Source organism: Streptomyces rhizosphaerihabitans, assembly GCF_025399795.1.
Lineage (GTDB): Bacteria > Actinomycetota > Actinomycetes > Streptomycetales > Streptomycetaceae > Streptomyces > Streptomyces rhizosphaerihabitans.
Window position 1 is genome coordinate 273269 of the sequence record NZ_JAODTZ010000002.1, and the last position, 17642, is coordinate 290910.

Genomic DNA, 17642 nt, shown 5'->3' on the forward strand with positions numbered 1-17642 from the left:
TCTCCCGAGTCAGCCTCTCCCGTGCGCCGTGCGCCGTGCGACCGAGCGGTCCGCGCACCCGCGGCCCGCACCCCGCGGTCCGTCCGCTACGCCAGCCCGCGCCGGGCCACCGCCGGCGGCCGGTGTCCGGCGATCGACGTCACCATGTCCAGCACCTGACGCGTCTCCGCGACCTCGTGGACGCGGTACACCTGCGCTCCCAGCCACGCCGAGACGGCGGTCGTCGCCAGCGTCCCGACGACCCGCTCCTTGACCGGCTTGTCGAGCGTCTCGCCCACGAAGTCCTTGTTGGAGAGGGAGACGAGAACCGGCCACCCGGTGGAGACCATCTCTCCGAGCCGCCGCGTCGCCTCCAGACTGTGCCGGGTGTTCTTCCCGAAGTCGTGCCCGGGATCGATGAGCACCGACTCGCGGGGCACCCCGAGGGCTACCGCGCGCTCCGCCAGACCGAGCGTGACCCGCAGGATGTCGGTCATCACGTCGTCGTAAGCGATCCGGTGCGGACGCGTCCGCGGTTCGGACTCCCCGGCGTGCGTGCACACCAGTCCCACCCGGTACCGGGCGGCCACCTCGGCCAGCCGCGGGTCCACCCCGCCCCAGGCGTCGTTGAGCAGATCGGCACCGGCCTCGCAGACCGCCTCGCCGACCTCGTGCCGCCAGGTGTCGACGCTGATGATCACGTCCGGGAAGCGGCGGCGCACCTCGGCGACGAAACCGACCGTCCGGCGTGCCTCCTCCTCGGCGGTCACCTCCTCGCCCGGTCCGGCCTTGACCCCGCCGATGTCGATGATGGCGGCGCCCTCGGACACCGCCTGCTCCACGCGCGCGAGGGCCGGCTCGTCGCGGAAGGTGGCTCCTTGGTCGTAGAAGGAGTCCGGGGTCCGGTTCACGATCGCCATGATCACCGGCTCGTGCGCGTCGAATTCACGCCTGCCCAGCCTGAGCATCCCCTGTGACCTCTCCCAGTAAGTCGCACTGATAAGCCGCCTGCGACCTTAACTGCCAGACTCGCATGGCACGATCGGAGCCTGACACTTCCAGCGTCAGACTGCCTTCGTCAGCACCAGTACTTTCGCGCCGACGCGACCCGCGCCGGCACCAGAGCGTGGGGACCTCAGCGATGTTCATGTTCTTGTTCCTGGTCGTCGCACTCGCCGTCGTGGTCGCCGCGGTCACCCTGTCCGTGGTGGGCGGCGGTGAGAGCACGCCCCTTCCCGACGCCGAGCCCGAGCGGCTGCGCGACCCGCTGCCCTACGACCGTCCGGTGCACAAGGGCGACGTGGACGCGCTGCGCTTCGCCGTCACCGTGCGCGGTTACCGCATGGCGGACGTCGACGACGCGCTCGGCCGTCTGGGCGCCGAGATCGGTGAGCGGGACGCCCGGATCGCCGACCTGGAGGCCGCGCTCGCCGGCGCCCGCGCGGCGAGCCACCCCACCTCGCTGCGCAAGCACCCGGAGGACGAGCAGTGAGCGACGCGCTCGCCGGACCCGACGGCGCCCTGCGCTGCCCCTGGGCGCTGTCCACCGAGGACTACGTGGCCTATCACGACGAGGAGTGGGGCCGGGCGGTCCACGGCGACGACGCGCTCTACGAGCGGCTGTGCCTGGAGGCCTTCCAGTCGGGGCTGTCCTGGATCACCATCCTGCGCCGCCGGTCCGGCTTCCGCGCCGCCTTCGCGGACTTCGAGATCGCCCGGGTGGCGACGTTCACGGAGGCCGACGAGGAGCGCCTGCTCGCCGATCCGGGGATCATCCGCAACGGCGCCAAGATCCGGGCGACCGTCGCCAACGCGCGCGTGCTGACCGACTGGGCCCCGGGCGAGCTGGACGAGCTGATCTGGTCCTTCGCCCCCGACCCCGCCTCCCGGCCGGTCCCGGAGAGGCTCTCCGACGTACCGGCCGTCACCGAGGAGTCGACCGCCCTCTCCAAGGCCCTCAAAAAGCGCGGCATCCGCTTCGTGGGCCCGACGACGGCGTACGCCCTGATGCAGGCGTGCGGCCTGGTGAACGACCACCTGGCGGACTGCGCGGTGCGCAACACCGGGTGATGGGGGGACCCCTTCAACGGCGCGGGGAGCGCCGCGCAGGCCACGAGAAGTACTCGGGACCGCAGGACGGCAAGGATCCCGCGAGCGGCGTCGCGGGCCATGGGCGGGCCGCGACGCACGCTCCCGGTCCGTCAGCGCCCCAGGTACTTCGGCTTCTCCTTGTTCACGAACGCCTGGACCGCGATGGTGTGGTCCTCGGACGCGCCGGCCCGCGCCTGGAGCTCGTCCTCCTTCTCCAGGGTCTCGTCCAGCGAGTGGGTGAGCCCGAACGCGAGGGACTCCTTCAGCGCGGCATACGCCAGCGTCGGCCCGGCGGCCAGTGCCCGCGCCACCTTCTCCGCCTCCGCGTGCAGCTCGCCGGCCGGAACCAGCCGGTTCGCGATCCCCAGCTCGTACGCCTCCTGGGCGCTGATGCTGCGGGGGAAGAGCAGCAGATCGGCGGCGCGGCTCGGGCCGATGACCCGGGGCAGCGTCCAGGAGATCCCGGAGTCGGCGGTCAGCGCGACGCCGGCGAAGGACGTGTTGAAGGCGGCCGTGTCGGCGACGACGCGGTAGTCCGCGGCGAGCGCGAAACCGAACCCGGCCCCGGCCGCGACGCCGTTGACCCCGGCCACCACGGGCTTCGCGGCTCCGGTCAGGGCCCGCACGATGGGGTTGTAGTGCTCGCGCACGGTGCTCATGGTCCGGCCCGACCCCGACTGCTTGTCGGCGGCCAGCAGCCCGATGTGCTCCTTGAGGTCCTGCCCGACGCAGAACGCCCGGTCGCCGGCGGCGGTCAGCAGGATCGCCCGTACGGCGTCGTCCGAGGCGGCCGCCTGCGCCGCGTCCCGGAAGGCGACCTTGGTCTCGGTGTTCATCGCGTTCATCGCCTCGGGGCGGTTCAGCGTGATCGTCGCGAGTCCGTCGCTCACCTCGTAGAGCACGGTGTCGGCCATGGTGGGTCCCTTCCGGGGGTCGCGGCTCGTCGTACCGGCCGGTACGTCCTGTGTCCGATGACAGCATGGCGGAGATCACCGGCGGTGGCGCGGGGCGTACATGTGACCTGCATCAAAGAATTCCGGGCCGCGGAAGTCCATGCGGCGGCGCAGTATCGCAGCCACATCGCCGAATTGAGTGGTTTTGCTCAAGCGCGTTGCGCAAGCGATGCCGACTGATGTTGGTCATCGGGTCCTGAGATGCGGGATAATGGCCTGGAAGCAATGTGTTCGATGCCGGTGACGTGTGTCCTATGAGGGGACGTGCGTGCCCTCCGAGGGGGCCGTCGGCGACGATGAGCTGGTTTCAGGAAGGGGAACGAGCATGGCGGCCATGAAGCCGCGGACGGGCGATGGCCCGCTCGAGGTGACCAAGGAGGGGCGGGGCATCGTCATGCGCGTTCCGCTCGAAGGCGGCGGTCGACTCGTCGTCGAGCTGACCCCTGACGAGGCCGACGCACTCGGCGACGCCCTCAAGAAGGTCGTCGGCTGACGCGGAACGCGACCCACACCTCTTCGGCTTCCCCGGCACCGCACCTGGTGCCGGGGAAGCCGTTTTTTTCCGGCGTACGGGACTGCCACGCCGCTCGGTCGGCAGCGATCGGCGGGGCATATGGCCTGGTCGGAGGCGCATGACGGGAAACGGATCGGGCGGCGGGTCGGGCAGCGGGGTCAGCGCTTGACCGCGCACAGCAGACCGTCGCCCACCGGCAGCAGAGACGGCACCAGCTCCTGGCTCTCGCGCACCGCGCGCAGCAGTTCGCGCAGCCGGCTCACCTCCACCGGCTGCGGTCCCGAGTCCACGGTGCGGCCGTCCGCGAAGACACCCTCGAAGGCGACGAGCCCGCCCGGCCGCAGCAGGCGCAACGATTCAGCGAGGTAGTCCAGGCACTCCAGACGGTCGCCGTCGCAGAACACGAGGTCGTAGCCGGCGTCCGCGAGGCGGGGCAGGACATCCAGCGCGCGGCCCGGGATGAAGCGCGCGCGATTGCTGGCGAAACCGGCGGCGCGGAAGGCCTGGCGGGCGAACTGCTGGCGCTCCGGCTCCGGATCCACCGTGGTCAGTACCCCGTCCGGCCGCATGCCGTGCAGAAGATGAATTCCGGAGACGCCGGTCCCGGTACCGATCTCGGCTACCGCCTTCGCGTCCAGGCTGGCGGCGAGCAGGCGCAGCGCGGCGCCCGTGCCGGGCGACACCGAGCGCAGGCCTACCTCGTGGGCCCGGTCCCGGGCCCAGCGCAGCGCCTCGTCCTCGGCGACAAAGGCGTCGGCGAACGCCGCCCAGCTCGTCTGCCGGTTGCCGGTAATGACCCTCTCCTGTCCCCGTGATTGCCTGGGCGTGACTGTATCCGTTGGTGCCGGGAACCTGCGGATGGGACCGGGCGTTTAGAAGGGTGGGGATACCCGGCGGGGGGAAGTCGATGGATCGGTACACGGAGCGGGGCCGCGGGCAGGTGCCGGCGTACCCATATGAGCCCGTATCAAATTCTCGTAAAACCGCTTATCCGGAGCTAACGGGCGAGGTGGCTATGGTAGGGGCTCCACTGGACACCACCAGAGCCGACAGGGGAGGTGCGGCTGCGCCTGTGGATCGGGGAGGGGTGCTGCGGCGCCTACTCAGATCAGCGGGTGAGCCGAAATCCGTGACCGACAACGCTGACCAGTTCCACGTTGCTGCCCCGGCGCAGACCGCGACGTTCACCACCGACGCGGAGTCGCAGGCGTGGACTCCGCCTACCTGGGAGGAGATCGTCAGCACCCACAGCGGTCGCGTCTACCGTCTGGCCTACCGCCTCACGGGCAACCAGCACGATGCCGAGGACCTCACTCAAGAAGTCTTCGTCCGTGTCTTCCGCTCGCTGTCGACCTACACGCCCGGCACCTTCGAGGGCTGGCTCCACCGCATCACCACGAACCTCTTCCTCGACATGGTGCGGCGCAAGCAGCGCATCCGTTTCGACGCCCTCGGCGACGACGCGGCCGAGCGGCTGCCCAGCCGTGAGCCCTCCCCGCAGCAGGTTTTCAACGACGCGCACTTCGACGCCGACGTCCAGCAGGCGCTGGACACCCTCGCGCCCGAGTTCCGCGCCGCCGTCGTCCTCTGCGACATCGAGGGACTGTCCTACGAGGAGATCGCCGCGACCCTGGGCGTCAAGCTCGGCACGGTCCGCTCCCGGATCCACCGCGGCCGCTCCCAGCTGCGCAAGGCCCTGGCACACCGGTCTCCCGAGGCCCGCGCCGAGCGACGCTCGTTCGCGGCCCGTGTGCCCGTGCTGGGGGGAGGGGGCGCGACCGCGTGAGTGGAACCCGTCCCACCCCTGCCGAGCAGCACCTCGGGGACCGACTTTCCGCCCTGGTGGACGGAGAGCTCGGTCATGAGTCGCGTGACCGCGTCCTGGCCCACCTCGCCACCTGCGCGAAGTGCAAGGCCGAGGCCGACGCCCAGCGCCGACTGAAGAGCGTCTTCGCCGAAATGGCCCCGCCACCCCCCTCCGAGAGCTTCCTGGCCCGACTCCAGGGACTTCCCGGTGGAGGCGACTCCGACAGTTCGCGGCTGGGCGGAGGAGGCTTCGGCCGCGGAGGACTTGCCGGCGGTTCGACCGGCCCCGGCCTCTCCGGCGTCTTCGGAATGCGCGGCGAAGCCTTCGGGTACGTGCCGTCCGGACCGCACGACGATGTGCTGCCCCCCGCTCCGGGGCGCGGCTTCCGTATCCATGACGTCAGCCGTCACGAGGCCGAGCGGTCGGCCTCGCGCGGGCTCCGGTTCGCCTTCGCCGCGGCGGGCGCCGTCTCGCTGGCCGCCGTCGCGCTCGGCGGAGTGTCCACCGGCGTGCTCGCAGACACCCCGGACGCGCGCGGAGGGTCCGGCGCCGGAAGCAATGTGACGCCGTCCCGTTCCCAGGGCGCGGGGGCCGCCACGGCTCCCGAGTCGCAGCGACGCCGCTCCACCGGACCGCTGCTCGCCCAGGGAGAGCGGGCGCTCGGCAATGGTCCGGTGGCGCCGACCGGGGTGTCCGCCCCGCTGCTGCCCGGAGTTCCCGCTCCGGCGGCCCACGGCCAGGACGCCGTGCACACGCTGACGACACCGGTGGTCGCCGGTGCCGCCGCGATGTCCCCGCTCATACGTCCGCTCACCGACGTCCAGCCGCTCGCGCTGACCCCGGCCCCGGCACTGCTCGCCGCCCCCGCCGTCACACCGTCCCCCACTTCCTCCTCGTCCCCCACCCCGCATAGCGCTCACTGACCCTGCCCTCTGCGCGTCGGCCCATGAACCTGGTTGAATCCGGGGTGGGCCGCGTCCGCGGGAGGGATCACGGGCGCGGAGTCGACAAGTCTGTGGTGACCGTCGGCGAGTCGTGCCGCGGGTCAGGTGTGGGGAGAGCATGAACGAGGGCAGGCCCACGAAGGCGAAGTGGTGGAGCCGACCCCGGCCCCAGGGCACGGGGGCGGACACCGCACCGGCTCACCTCACGGAACCGGGTTCCACGCACCCCACTGCCCTCGCGGAGAGCGCAGGGAGTGCGGACCCGAGCGCGCCGGAGGCGCAGGCGCACCCGGGGACGGCGGCCGGTGAAGGCGACATCGGGGGCGACTACGAACTGGACCGGCCCCAGGGCCTCCCCGGCCCGGTCGAGGCGGGGGCTCCCGCCGATGCCGAGTCCGTCCTCTGGGTAGGCCTTCACGCCCGGGCCGAGGGCGCCGGTGACGGCGACTTCGAGCTCGACCGGCCCCAGGGCCTCCCCGGCCCGGTCGAGGCGCAGGCCCCTGTCGATGCCGAGTCCGCCCGCCGTGTCGGCGTTTCCGCCCAGGCCGAGGGCGCCGGTGACGGCGCGAGTGTCGGCGACTTCGAGCTGGAGCTGCCCGCGCCCCGGCGCCCCAAGCCCCTGCACGACCCCGACCCCTACGGCACCCCGCCCTACGGCGGCCCAGGCCCGTGGGCACCCGCCCCGCCGGTCCAGCACCCGGCGGCCGCACAGGCACAGGGTCCGCACACGCAGGGCCCGTACGCGCAGCGTCCGTACGCTCAGGGCTCGCATGCGCCGGGTTCCCGGGCGGAGGCGGTCGCCCCGGCCCGCGGAGCGCACCTCGCAGAAGGTGTTCAGGCGCACGGAGCGCACCTCGCGGAGGGTGTCCCGGCCCACGGGACGCACCCCGCAGAGGGAGTCCCCTTCCACGGAGCGCACCTCGCAGGGACAGTCCCGGGCCAGGGCGGCGCGCCCTTCGACGCCTTGCCCCATGTACCGGAACCCTCGGGACCCCCGAACCCGACAGCCTCGATGTCCAAGCCCCCTGCCGGACCCGCCGCCTCTCCCGCCCCGGTCGAGTCCGCTGTCCCCGACCCCTGGCAGAACTACGACCCCTGGGCCGCCACGCCCGGCGCCCTCCGGCAGAACGGCGCCTTCCAGCAGAACGGCCCCCTCCAGCAGAACGGGATCGCCGTGCCCACCGTGGCGGAGCGGCGCAAGAGGGCGAGGAAGGCCCTGGTGCTCGGGGCCGTCGCGCTCGCGCTGGTGTCCGGGGGAGTGGGCGGCGCCGCAGGGGCGTATCTGGAGCGCAACGGGGGGCTGACGGACATCGAGCTGCCGCAGGCCGCCAAGGAGGCCCCGGGGCGCGCCCCGGACAGTGTGGCCGGGATCGCGGCGCACGCGCTGCCCAGCGTCGTCACCCTGCATGTGCGGGGGAGCGAGGAAGAGGGAACCGGCACCGGATTCGTGCTCGACGGCGAGGGACACATCCTCACGAACAACCACGTGATCGAACCGGCCGGCGCCGGCGGCACGATATCCGTGACGTTCAACGGCGGTGAGACCGCCAAGGCCGAGGTCGTCGGACACGACAGCGGCTACGACCTCGCCGTCGTCAAGGTCTCGGGAGTCCACGGTCTCGCCCCGATGCCGCTGGGCAACTCGGACAGCGTCCAGGTCGGCGACCCCGTCGTCGCCATCGGCGCGCCCTTCGACCTCGCCAACACCGTCACCTCCGGGATCATCAGCGCCAAGGACCGGCCCATCACGGCGGGCGGCGAGAAGGGCGACGGCACCGACGTCTCGTACGTGGACGCGCTCCAGACGGACGCGCCGATCAACCCCGGCAACTCGGGCGGGCCCCTGCTGGACTCCCGGGCCCGCGTCATCGGCATCAACAGCGCCATCCGCTCCGCCGACAGCGGCTCCGACCTGGGGACCGGTCAGGCCGGTTCCATCGGGCTCGGCTTCGCCATCCCCGTCAACCAGGCCAAGCGCGTCGCCGAGGAGCTCATCAACACCGGCAGGGCCACCCACCCAGTGATCGGTGTCACGCTCGACATGAACTACGCCGGTGACGGCGCGCGGGTCGGCACCAAGGCCGCCGGGGGCGGTCCGCCCGTCACCACCGGCGGACCCGGCGCGAAGGCGGGCCTCAAGGCGGGCGACGTCATCACCGAGGTCGACGGCGGACGTGTCCACTCCGGCGAGGAACTCATCGTGAAGACCCGCGCCCACCGGCCCGGCGACCGGCTCCGGCTGACCGTCCGGCGGGGCGGCACGCGCAGGACGGTCACCCTGGTCCTCGGTTCCGCGAGCGGCGACTGAGAGCTCCGCGAGTCACGGACGGGAGCCCCGCGAGTCACAGACGGGAGCCCCGCGAGTCACGGCCACGAGTGACACGAACCTCACAGTCGAGCATGATGTCGCAGCTCCGGACGGCAAACATCATGGAAAACCAGCGGTGTACATGAAGTCGGAAGCCCCGGGACAGTTCCGGACGGACAGGAACGCCGGGTACCGTTGGACCCGGCCCGGACCACGGAAGACTCCCGAGGGCCGTGGACCGAGGACATCGCAAGGAGCTATCAGGTGTTCAATGACGTAGGACCGCTTGAGCTGGTGACGCTGGTCGTCCTGGCCGTGCTCGTCTTCGGTCCCGAGAAGCTCCCGAAGATGATTCAGGACGTCACGCGCACGATTCGCAAGATCCGTGAGTTCTCGGAGAGCGCCAAGGCGGACATCCGCGATGAACTCGGCCCGGAGTTCAAGGACTTCGAGTTCGAGGACCTCAACCCCAAGACGTTCATACGCAAGCAGCTGGACAATGACGAGCTGGGGCTCAAGGAAATCCGTAACGGCTTCGACCTGAAGAAGGAGATGGCCGAGGTCACGGACGTGGTGCACGGCCGCGAGTCCGACTCCTCGGACACCTCCGGGTCCACCGGGTCCTCCAACGGCACGGCCGGCGGTTCCGTCGACATGACGAAGAAGCGCGAGAAGCTCGACGCCGACGAGCACCCGCCCTACGACGCCGACGCCACCTGAGCCGTACGGAGTACCGCGGCGGCCCGCCGCACGGGAGCGTGCGCGACCGGGCATCCGCCACCCTCGCGGGCCGGACCGGCCCTGGCTTCGGCCGGATGGGTCCGGTCTGAAAACGTTTTCGTCCGTGGGCCGCGAACAGACCCCGCGCAGTCCGAATACGCCGTTCACACGCCTTACGCGCCGGGCGCTTTCGCCGCTGCTCGGAGCGGTGTGGCTATGCTGCCCAGTTGTTGTGCGGACCGACAAGGACGCCCGAGGGGGGCGGGCCACCCGGTCCGACGAGAGCGAGGAGGCGTCCGGCAGATGGAGACGACAAGTCGGGTAGGCGCGCAGGCGCCGGCCGCGGAGGGCGGACAACAGGTCCCCTCCGCCCGGCGTACGGTCGACGGCTACCTGCTGGCGCACTTCCCCTGGTACGGCCTCGACGAGGCCTTCACGGGGTCGCACTGGCTGATGCCGGTGGGTACCTCGGCGGACGGCGCCGTCGAGCACGGTTCGATCGGGCACGGGGACGAGCCCTCGGTGCGCCCCGAGCCGGGCGAGGACAAGGAGCGGTTCGCGGTGGTGGTCACCGTCGCCGCCAGCCCCGTACGGCGCAGCGCGGACGGCACGGGACTGCTGGAGGCCACCTCGGTGTCCTCGGCGGCCTGGCTGGCCGGTGTGGGGCTGCTGTCCTTCACCTGGCCCGGCCAGATGGACCACACCCTGCGCGACGACTGGCTGGACCAGCAGACCGAGACCGCGTGGGTGCTGGCCGACGACCTGGACGGACCGGACTGGTCCACCCTGTCCCTCCCCGTGGACGGCGTCCCCACGAGCTTCCACTACCGCGAGTCCGAGTTCGGCTGGGTCCTCGCGGGTTCCACCCAGGAAGGCGTCCACGTGGGAGCGTACGGGCGGGGAATGAGCGCGTACGGGCTGGGCTTCGCGATGATCAAGGACATCGCGGCCTACGCCTAGAAACGGCCCTGGCAGCCGCTTCAGGCACTGGTGGCACTGGCGCTTGCGCCGGTAGCGGATGCGGGGCCCGGCAGTCGCTGCGAGGCCCTGACAGCCGCTACGAAGGAGGGGGCGCCGTCCGAACGGACGGCGCCCCCTCCTTCGTGCCGGCGACTCTGGAGCTTCGTGCGGGAAGCCCTGGAACCCGACGGCTCTGGAGCTTCGTGCGGGAAGTCCTAGAACTTGTTGCGCGGGGTGATTCCCAGCGACATGCCCGACAGGCCGCGCTGACGGCCGCCCAGCTTGCCGGCGATGGCACGCAGCGCCGAGCCCGCGGGGGAGTCGGGGTCGGTCAGGACCACCGGCTTGCCCTCGTCGCCGCCTTCGCGCAGCCGGACGTCGATCGGGATGGAGCCGAGGACCGGGACGGTCGCGCCGGTGGTGCGGGTCAGGCCGTCGGCGACCGACTGGCCGCCGCCGGTGCCGAAGACGTCGACCATCTCGTCGCAGTGCGGGCAGGGCAGCCCCGACATGTTCTCGACGACGCCCACGATCTTCTGGTGGGTCTGCACGGCGATGGAGCCGGCGCGCTCGGCCACCTCGGCCGCCGCCTGCTGCGGGGTCGTGACGACCAGGATCTCGGCGTTGGGGACGAGCTGGGCGACGGAGATCGCGATGTCGCCCGTGCCCGGCGGGAGGTCGAGGAGCAGGACGTCCAGGTCGCCCCAGTACACGTCCGCCAGGAACTGCTGGAGGGCGCGGTGCAGCATCGGGCCGCGCCAGACCACCGGCGCGTTGCCCGGGGTGAACATGCCGATGGAGATGACCTTCACGCCGTGCGCGGACGGCGGCATGATCATGTTCTCGACCTGGGTCGGCCGGCCGTCCACGCCGAGCATGCGGGGCACCGAGTGGCCGTAGATGTCGGCGTCCACGACACCGACCTTGAGTCCGTCGGCGGCCATCGCCGCCGCCAGGTTCACGGTGACCGAGGACTTGCCGACGCCGCCCTTGCCGGAGGCGACCGCGTACACACGGGTGAGCGAGCCGGGCTTGGCGAAGGGCACCTCGCGCTCGGCGGTACCGCCCTTAAGCGCGGTCGCCAGCTCGCGGCGCTGTTCGTCGCTCATCACGTCGAGTTCGACGTCGACACCGGTTACGCCCTCGACCCGCGAGACCGCCTCCGTCACCCGCTGGGTGATCGTGTCGCGCATCGGGCAGCCGGAGACCGTGAGGTACACGGCGACCGCGACCACGCCGTCCGCACTGATCTGCACCGATTTGACCATCCCCAGTTCGGTGATGGGTCGGTTGATCTCGGGGTCGTTCACCGTCGCCAGTGCTTCACGCACCGCGTCTTCCGTAGCCATAGGGACGATGGTACGGCGCTCCCCATGGGCCCCGGAAAGCCCCGTCACCGGTCGTCTACGTCACGTCCGTGCGACCGTTCCGCCGGGAATACGGCCCGGTCGTCCTTGTGCCCGTCCGGATACCGGTCCTCCAGCTCCTTGACCAGGTCCTGGAGCTCGTTGCGGATCCAGTCGCGGGTGGCGACCTCGCCGAGCCCCATCCGCAGCGCGGCGATCTCGCGGGTGAGGTACTCGGTGTCGGCGATGGAGCGCTCGTTCTGCTTGCGGTCCTGTTCGAGGTTGACCCGGTCGCGGTCGTCCTGCCGGTTCTGCGCGAGCAGGATCAGGGGGGCGGCGTAGGAGGCCTGGAGCGACAGCATCAGGGTCAGGAAGATGAACGGGTAGTTGTCGAAACGCAGGCCGCCCGGCGCGAAGACGTTCCAGACCACCCACATGATGATGACGACCGTCATCCAGACGAGGAACCGCCCGGTGCCCAGGAAGCGGGCGATGCGTTCCGAGAACCGTCCGAAGGCCTCCGGGTCCCACTCGGGCAGCAGTCTGCGCCGCGGGGGCTTCGGCTGGTCGAGCCGGGTGCGCGGCCTGGGGGCCGCCGTCGCCCCCGTGGCGGCCCGCTCGCGGGCCTCACGGTCAGGCGCCATGTCGTCCCTCTCCGCCCAGCGGGGCGTCCGGCCCCCGGCGGACGTCCTCGTCGTCCGGCCCCCGGCGGACGTCCTCGTGGCCGTGGCCGTCCTCGTGGACGCCTTCACGGCCGGCCCGGTGGCTGTCGTCGCTGTCGTGGCTCTCCTCGTGCAGGCTCTCGTGCACACCCTCGTCGAGGTGGAACTCCGTCTCCCGCCAGTCCTCGGGCAGCATGTGGTCAAGTACGTCGTCCACGGTCACCGCCCCGAGCAGCGAGCCGCTCTCGTCGACGACGGGGGCCGCGACCATGTCGTACGTCGCGAAGAACCCGGCGACCACGGGCAGCTCGTCCTCCGGGGCCAGCGGCTGGAGGTCGTCGTCGACGAGCGAGCCGACCAGGGTGAACGGCGGATCGCGCAGCAGCCGCTGGAAGTGCACCGCGCCCAGGTACTTGCCCGTCGGTGTCTCGTCCGGCGGGCGGCACACGTACACCTGGGCGGCGAGCGCGGGGGAGAGGTCGGGGTCGCGGACCCGGGCGAGCGCTTCGGCGACGGTCGCGTCGGGCCGCAGCACGATGGGTTCGGTGGTCATGAGCCCGCCCGCCGTCCGTTCCGCGTACGCCATCAGCCGCCGGACGTCCGCCGCCTCGCCGGGCCGCATCAGCGCCAGCAGCCGCTCCACGTCCTCGGTGGGCAGTTCGGCGAGCAGGTCGGCCGCGTCGTCGGGGTCCATCGCCTCCAGGACGTCGGCCGCGCGTTCCTCCTTGAGCTTGCCGAGGATCTCGATCTGGTCGTCCTCGGGCAGCTCTTCGAGGACGTCGGCGAGGCGGTCGTCGTCGAGCGCGGCGGCCACCTCGCCGCGCCGCTTCGGCGACAGGTGGTGCAGCACGTTCGCGAGGTCGGCCGGGCGCAGCTGCTCGAAGGTGGCGAGCAGGCTCTCCGCGCCCTGTCCGTGCTCCTCCAGGGAGAACCCGGTGACGGAGGACCAGTCGACCGTCATCGTCTCGCCCTTGGTGCGCCGGAAGGCGCCGCTGCGCCCCTTGCGCACGAAGACCCGGCCGATCTCCCATTCCCTGCGGGCCGGCAGCTGCTGGATCGACACGTCCAGGACCGTCACCTCCTCGCCCGTCTCGACGAGGGTCACGAGCCGGTCGAGCAGTTCGCCGAAGACGAGCCGCTCGGTGGGCCGCTGCTCGAAGCGGCGCACGTTCAGGACGCCGGTCGTGATGACCTGGCCGGACTCGATGCCGGTCACCCGGGTCATGGGCAGGAAGATCCGGCGGCGCGTGGACAGTTCGACGACGAGGCCGAGCATGCGGGGCGACCGCCGTCCGACGCGCAGCATGGCGACGAGGTCCCGCACACGGCCCACCTGGTCGCCGTTCGGGTCGAAGACGGCGACGCCGGCCAGGTGCGAGACGAAGATCCGGGGGGCGGCTGCGGCCATGCCAGCGCCTCCTTCGCTTCGAAGCGTCATGTCCCGGTCTGTCCGCTCGGGTGGGCTTCAGGCTAGCCCGTCCCGGTCGGATACGCCCTGGTGGGCGGTCCGGACGGACTGCCTCCGACGGGTGGCCGCCGCACCGGTACGCTGCCGTACGCCGTTTGAGGACCGCGCACGAGAGGCAGCCCCACCTGTGACCGCAATTCCCCAGGGCCGTACCCGCAGAGCCGTGACAGTGGCCGCGATGTGCGCACTGGCCGTGACAGGGACGGGACTGACGGGGTGCGGCAGCGGGGATCCGGACGCGGGTACGAACGGGGTCGGCAAGCTGTCCGCCGCCACCATTCAGGCGAGGACGAAGAAGGCGGCCGAGGCCGCGCCGACCGTGCGGCTCTCCGGGACGGTCGTCTCCAACGGGACCACGTTCACCCTCGACATGCGCCTCAAGTCCGACGGCGGTACCGGGTCGGTCACCTCGAAGGGGGCCAGTTTCCGGCTGCTGCGGGTCGGGGAGCACCTCTTCCTCAAGGCCGACAGCGAGTTCTGGGCCCATCAGGACGGCAAGAGCGGTGGCAAGTCGTCGGACACCGCGGCGGCGGACAAGCTGGAGGGCATGTACGTGAAGGTGCCGACCGGCGACCCCGCGTACAAGCGCTTCAGCGGCTTCACGGACAAGGACGTCCTGCTCGACGGGCTGCTCGGTCTGCACGGCGCCCTGGCCAAGGACGGCCACCACGACCAGTCCGGTGTCCGCACCATTCGCATCACCGGCGACAAGGGCTCGGGCGGCACCCTGGACGTCTCCCTGGAGGGCACCCCGTACCCGCTTCTGCTGGGGCGCGCGGGCAACGCGGGCACCCTCCGGCTGACCGAGTGGGGCAAGGACTTCCCGCTGGCGGAGCCGTCCAAGAAGGAAACGGTCGACTACGGACGGCAGCTGCCCTCGTCGTAGCCCGCGCGACCCGCGACCCGCGACCCGCAGCCTTCGGCCTCCGACCCGCGGCCTGCGACCCCGCGGCCGGGCGGCGTGGTTCGCGCTGCCGCGTGGCCCGCTAGCCGCGCTTGCGCCGCTTCATCAGCAGACGGGGCAGGGCCGCCGGGATCGGCCGGCGGGTCGTCGCCGGGGACGGCAGCGGCCGTTCGGCGAGCGAACCCTCGGGCAGCTCGGCAATCGCGCCCGTCGGCTCCAGGCGCAGCACCCGGCACTCGCGCGCCCAGCGCTCCGGCATGGCCTCGCCGTCGGGGGCGTTCAGCCGTTTGCCCTTGAGCTCCCCGACGGCCGCCTCCCACTCCGGGGTGTTCTCGGCGAGCTCCACGACGGTGGCGGACCAGGACACGAGCCGTCCGCCCTTGTCCTTGCTGCGTACGGTGACGACCGCGTCGCCCCCGTCGATCAGCCCCGGCAGCGGCTGCTCGCCGGGCCCGTCGCCGACCAGGCAGGCCGCGCCGTCGTGCCACACGTGCCACAGCGCCTGGGCGGGCACCTCGTGGTCCGGACCGGGGGGCGTCGGCACGCCGATGCCGCGCACCCAGATCAGCCCGGACTTCTTGGTGGCCTCCTCGACGAGGGCCTGGTCGAGCAGCTCTTGCGTCATGGGGCCAAGAGTATCCAGCCCGTACTACAGCCAGCCGTTGCGCTTCAGGATGCGGTGGATCGAGAGGCAGAGCCCGACCGTGACGCCCATGACCACGGGGTAGCCGTAGCGCCAGTGCAGCTCGGGCATGTACTTGAAGTTCATGCCGTACACACCGCAGACCATCGTCGGTACGGCGACGATCGCGGCCCACGAGGTGATCTTGCGCATGTCCTCGTTCTGCGCCACGGAGGCCTGCGCGAGGTTGGCCTGGAGGATCGAGTTGAGCAGTTCGTCGAAGCCGAGGACCTGCTCCTGCACACGGGCGAGGTGGTCGGCGACGTCGCGGAAGTACTTCTGGATGTCGGGGTCGATCAGCCGCATCGGGCGCTCGCTCAGCAGCTGCATCGGGCGCAGCAGCGGCGACACCGCCCGCTTGAACTCCATTACCTCGCGCTTGAGCTGGTAGATCTGCCCGGCGTCCGTGCCGCGCGGGGTGCCCTTGCGGCCCGGCGAGAACACCTCGGTCTCGACCTCGTCGATGTCGTCCTGCACGGCGTCCACGACCGCGATGTAGCCGTCGACGACATGGTCGGCGATCGCGTGCAGTACCGCGGAGGGGCCCTTGGCGAGCAGCTCGGGGTCGTCCTGCAGCCGGTGCCGCAGCGCGCGCAGCGAACCCTGCCCGCCGTGCCGGACGGTGATGAAGAAGTCCCGTCCGGTGAAGCACATGACCTCGCCGGTCTCGACGATCTCGCTGGTCGCCGTCAGCCGGTCGTGCTCGACGTAGTGGATGGTCTTGAAGACGGTGAAGAGGGAGTCGTCGTAGCGCTCCAGCTTGGGGCGCTGGTGGGCCTGGACGGCGTCCTCCACGGCCAGCGGGTGCAGCCCGAACTCCCGGGCGATGACAGCGAATTCGTCCTCGGTGGGCTCGTGCAGGCCGATCCACACGAAGCCGCCGTCGCGCCGCACCTGACGCATCGCCTCCTGCGGCGTGAGCGGCGCGCGCGTCGCGACCCGGGCACCGTCGCGGTAGACGGCGCAGTCGACCACGGCCGACGGGGTGCCGGGGTCACGGGTGGTGTCGTACGAGCCACTGTCCTTGCGCAGCGAGGGGCGGGGGCGGACCGCGGCGCGCAGGTCACGGATCATCGACATGGCAGGCTCCTTTTCGCAACGGAGGCGGCCGACGACGGTTGGAACTACCCGGAATGGGGACGTCCTGACTGCGGATGTTTGGCACGTCCACAAAGCGGGGAGCACCGCACCGTCGCGGTGGCAGCTTCGCTACTGATTCAGATCAGACAGATCAGGGGTTCAGATCGGACAGATCAGGCGGAAACGAAGCGCTCTTCCGTGGTGCACCGGGCAACGCTGACACGTATGCACACGATTGCGGGAGGCGGCAGCCGGCAGGGCTGAAAACCCAGCGGAACCAGCTACGGACTCAGCGACCGGAAGAGCGGGTGGTACTGCACGGTCGACTTCGGTCCATTGCAGCCCCACCTCCTCCGGTCGGTCCCCCGTGAGGGACGATCCATCCCCCGAAGGGGAGTCTGTCTCCCTCCGAAGGGGAGTCAGATCAGTCTCAGTGCGTCGGAGCCCGGGAGCAACTCCCGCAGTGCCATGAGGGCCTGGTGAGGCCTTGACTCATGCACTGCTCCGACCAGCGGCCAAGACTATCAGCGCACCGATACGTCAAGGCCCCGCTTTGCGCGTTGTTGACCGGGGTCCGGTGCACCCTGGCGCAATTGACGCGGCCTATGCTCGGTTCATGGCTGATGTTCTTCCTCTGGTCGAGGCCCGTTTGCGCTCCGCGCTGGGCGAACCCGACGCGCGGGCCGCGGTGACCTTCCTCGGCACCGACCGCATCGAGGTGCTGCGCTTCACCGAGGGCGACATCGTCCGCTACGCCACGCTCGGCATGTCCGCCCAGCCGATGGCCGATCCCACCGCCGTGCTCGCCGATCCGGTGAAGGGCCCGCGCGCCGAGTTGGTCCTCTCGGTCCGCCCGGCCGGCACCGACACCGACAAGGTGCTCCGCCCGCTGGCCGTGCTCGCCGCCTCGCCCCAGGTCGAGGGCCTGGTCGTGGCCGCCGGCGCCTCTCTCGACGTGGGTGAACCCCTGTGGCCCGGTGCGCCGTTCACCTCCGTCCTGGTCGCGGAGTCGGGCGGTCTGGTGGAGGACCTTGAACTGGACGAGCCCGCCGATCCCGTACGTTTCCTGCCGCTGCTGCCGATGACGCCCAACGAGGCCGCCTGGAAACGCGTCCACGGCGCCGGCGCCCTTCAGGAGCGCTGGCTGAACGGCGGAACGGACCTGCGCGATCCGCTGCGCAAGTCCGTTGCCCTGGACTGACCGACCCGGGAACGCCGAATGTG

Annotated in this window: 18 protein-coding genes; 10 read left to right on the forward strand and 8 right to left on the reverse strand. The window is 71.3% G+C overall.

Features of this window, described 5'->3' with window-relative positions:
• Nucleotides 1-86 precede the first annotated feature (86 nt).
• Entirely contained in the window at nt 87-947 is an 861-nt protein-coding gene (gene folP, locus N4G66_RS03250) for a dihydropteroate synthase (protein WP_261702374.1), read from the reverse strand.
• 173 nt (nt 948-1120) lie between these two features.
• Here folP and N4G66_RS03255 point away from each other — a divergent pair, with 173 nt between their 5' ends.
• Nucleotides 1121-1471, forward strand: coding sequence for a DivIVA domain-containing protein (locus tag N4G66_RS03255; protein WP_261702375.1), 351 nt, complete (start codon nt 1121-1123; stop codon nt 1469-1471).
• Nucleotides 1468-2049 (forward strand): DNA-3-methyladenine glycosylase I, encoded by a 582-nt coding sequence (locus N4G66_RS03260; protein ID WP_315903606.1) that lies wholly within the window; start codon nt 1468-1470, stop codon nt 2047-2049. Before N4G66_RS03255 ends, N4G66_RS03260 begins: the two co-directional genes overlap by 4 nt.
• Nucleotides 2050-2180: 131 nt before the next feature.
• Here the strand turns inward: N4G66_RS03260 and chcB are convergent, their stop codons facing one another.
• Nucleotides 2181-2984 (reverse strand): 2-cyclohexenylcarbonyl CoA isomerase, encoded by an 804-nt coding sequence (chcB, locus tag N4G66_RS03265; protein ID WP_261702376.1) that lies wholly within the window; start codon nt 2982-2984, stop codon nt 2181-2183.
• A 364-nt stretch (nt 2985-3348) separates the two neighbouring features.
• Between chcB and N4G66_RS03270 the strand changes: the two genes are divergently transcribed.
• Nucleotides 3349-3516, forward strand: coding sequence for a DUF3117 domain-containing protein (locus N4G66_RS03270; protein ID WP_003966491.1), 168 nt, complete (start codon nt 3349-3351; stop codon nt 3514-3516).
• A gap of 179 nt (nt 3517-3695) precedes the next feature.
• Here N4G66_RS03270 and N4G66_RS03275 read toward each other — a convergent pair whose 3' ends face one another.
• Nucleotides 3696-4397, reverse strand: coding sequence for an O-methyltransferase (locus N4G66_RS03275; protein ID WP_315903609.1), 702 nt, complete (start codon nt 4395-4397; stop codon nt 3696-3698).
• A 227-nt stretch (nt 4398-4624) separates the two neighbouring features.
• Here N4G66_RS03275 and sigE point away from each other — a divergent pair, with 227 nt between their 5' ends.
• From sigE to N4G66_RS03300, 5 genes are all read left to right on the forward strand, one after another.
• Nucleotides 4625-5323 carry an RNA polymerase sigma factor SigE gene (sigE, locus tag N4G66_RS03280; RefSeq protein ID WP_261702444.1) on the forward strand — a complete coding sequence of 233 codons (699 nt, stop codon included), beginning with the start codon at nt 4625-4627 and terminating at the stop codon, nt 5321-5323.
• Nucleotides 5320-6267 (forward strand): anti-sigma factor family protein, encoded by a 948-nt coding sequence (locus N4G66_RS03285; protein WP_261702377.1) that lies wholly within the window; start codon nt 5320-5322, stop codon nt 6265-6267. The genes sigE and N4G66_RS03285 overlap by 4 nt, the downstream gene beginning before the upstream one ends.
• 613 nt (nt 6268-6880) lie before the next feature.
• Nucleotides 6881-8596: a S1C family serine protease gene (locus N4G66_RS03290; protein ID WP_449343308.1), complete on the forward strand. Its 1716-nt coding sequence runs from the start codon at nt 6881-6883 to the stop codon at nt 8594-8596.
• A 264-nt stretch (nt 8597-8860) separates the two neighbouring features.
• Nucleotides 8861-9316, forward strand: a complete 456-nt coding sequence (locus N4G66_RS03295; protein WP_261702379.1) for a sec-independent translocase — start codon at nt 8861-8863, stop codon at nt 9314-9316.
• Between the two features lie 303 nt (nt 9317-9619).
• On the forward strand, nt 9620-10276 hold the full coding sequence (locus tag N4G66_RS03300; RefSeq protein WP_261702380.1) for a hypothetical protein: 657 nt from the start codon (nt 9620-9622) through the stop codon (nt 10274-10276).
• 215 nt (nt 10277-10491) lie between these two features.
• Here N4G66_RS03300 and N4G66_RS03305 read toward each other — a convergent pair whose 3' ends face one another.
• The 3 genes from N4G66_RS03305 to N4G66_RS03315 are packed head-to-tail and all read right to left on the reverse strand — an operon-like array spanning nt 10492 to nt 13692.
• Nucleotides 10492-11625 carry an Mrp/NBP35 family ATP-binding protein gene (locus N4G66_RS03305; protein WP_261702381.1) on the reverse strand — a complete coding sequence of 378 codons (1134 nt, stop codon included), beginning with the start codon at nt 11623-11625 and terminating at the stop codon, nt 10492-10494.
• A 44-nt stretch (nt 11626-11669) separates the two neighbouring features.
• Nucleotides 11670-12266 carry a DUF1003 domain-containing protein gene (locus N4G66_RS03310; protein WP_261702382.1) on the reverse strand — a complete coding sequence of 199 codons (597 nt, stop codon included), beginning with the start codon at nt 12264-12266 and terminating at the stop codon, nt 11670-11672.
• Nucleotides 12256-13692: a magnesium transporter MgtE N-terminal domain-containing protein gene (locus tag N4G66_RS03315; RefSeq protein ID WP_261702383.1), complete on the reverse strand. Its 1437-nt coding sequence runs from the start codon at nt 13690-13692 to the stop codon at nt 12256-12258. Before N4G66_RS03315 ends, N4G66_RS03310 begins: the two co-directional genes overlap by 11 nt.
• Nucleotides 13693-13930: 238 nt before the next feature.
• Between N4G66_RS03315 and N4G66_RS03320 the strand changes: the two genes are divergently transcribed.
• On the forward strand, nt 13931-14638 hold the full coding sequence (locus N4G66_RS03320) for a hypothetical protein (protein WP_261702384.1): 708 nt from the start codon (nt 13931-13933) through the stop codon (nt 14636-14638).
• A 100-nt stretch (nt 14639-14738) separates the two neighbouring features.
• On the opposite strand, the gene N4G66_RS03325 is transcribed toward N4G66_RS03320, so the two are convergent.
• A complete protein-coding gene (locus N4G66_RS03325; protein WP_261702385.1) occupies nt 14739-15281 on the reverse strand; it encodes a hypothetical protein in 543 nt (180 codons plus the stop codon).
• Between the two features lie 24 nt (nt 15282-15305).
• Nucleotides 15306-16418, reverse strand: a complete 1113-nt coding sequence (locus N4G66_RS03330) for a magnesium and cobalt transport protein CorA (RefSeq protein WP_261702386.1) — start codon at nt 16416-16418, stop codon at nt 15306-15308.
• Between the two features lie 616 nt (nt 16419-17034).
• On the opposite strand from N4G66_RS03330, the gene N4G66_RS03335 reads away from it, so the two are divergent.
• A complete protein-coding gene (locus N4G66_RS03335) occupies nt 17035-17619 on the forward strand; it encodes a suppressor of fused domain protein (RefSeq protein WP_261702387.1) in 585 nt (194 codons plus the stop codon).
• Nucleotides 17620-17642: the final 23 nt, after the last annotated feature.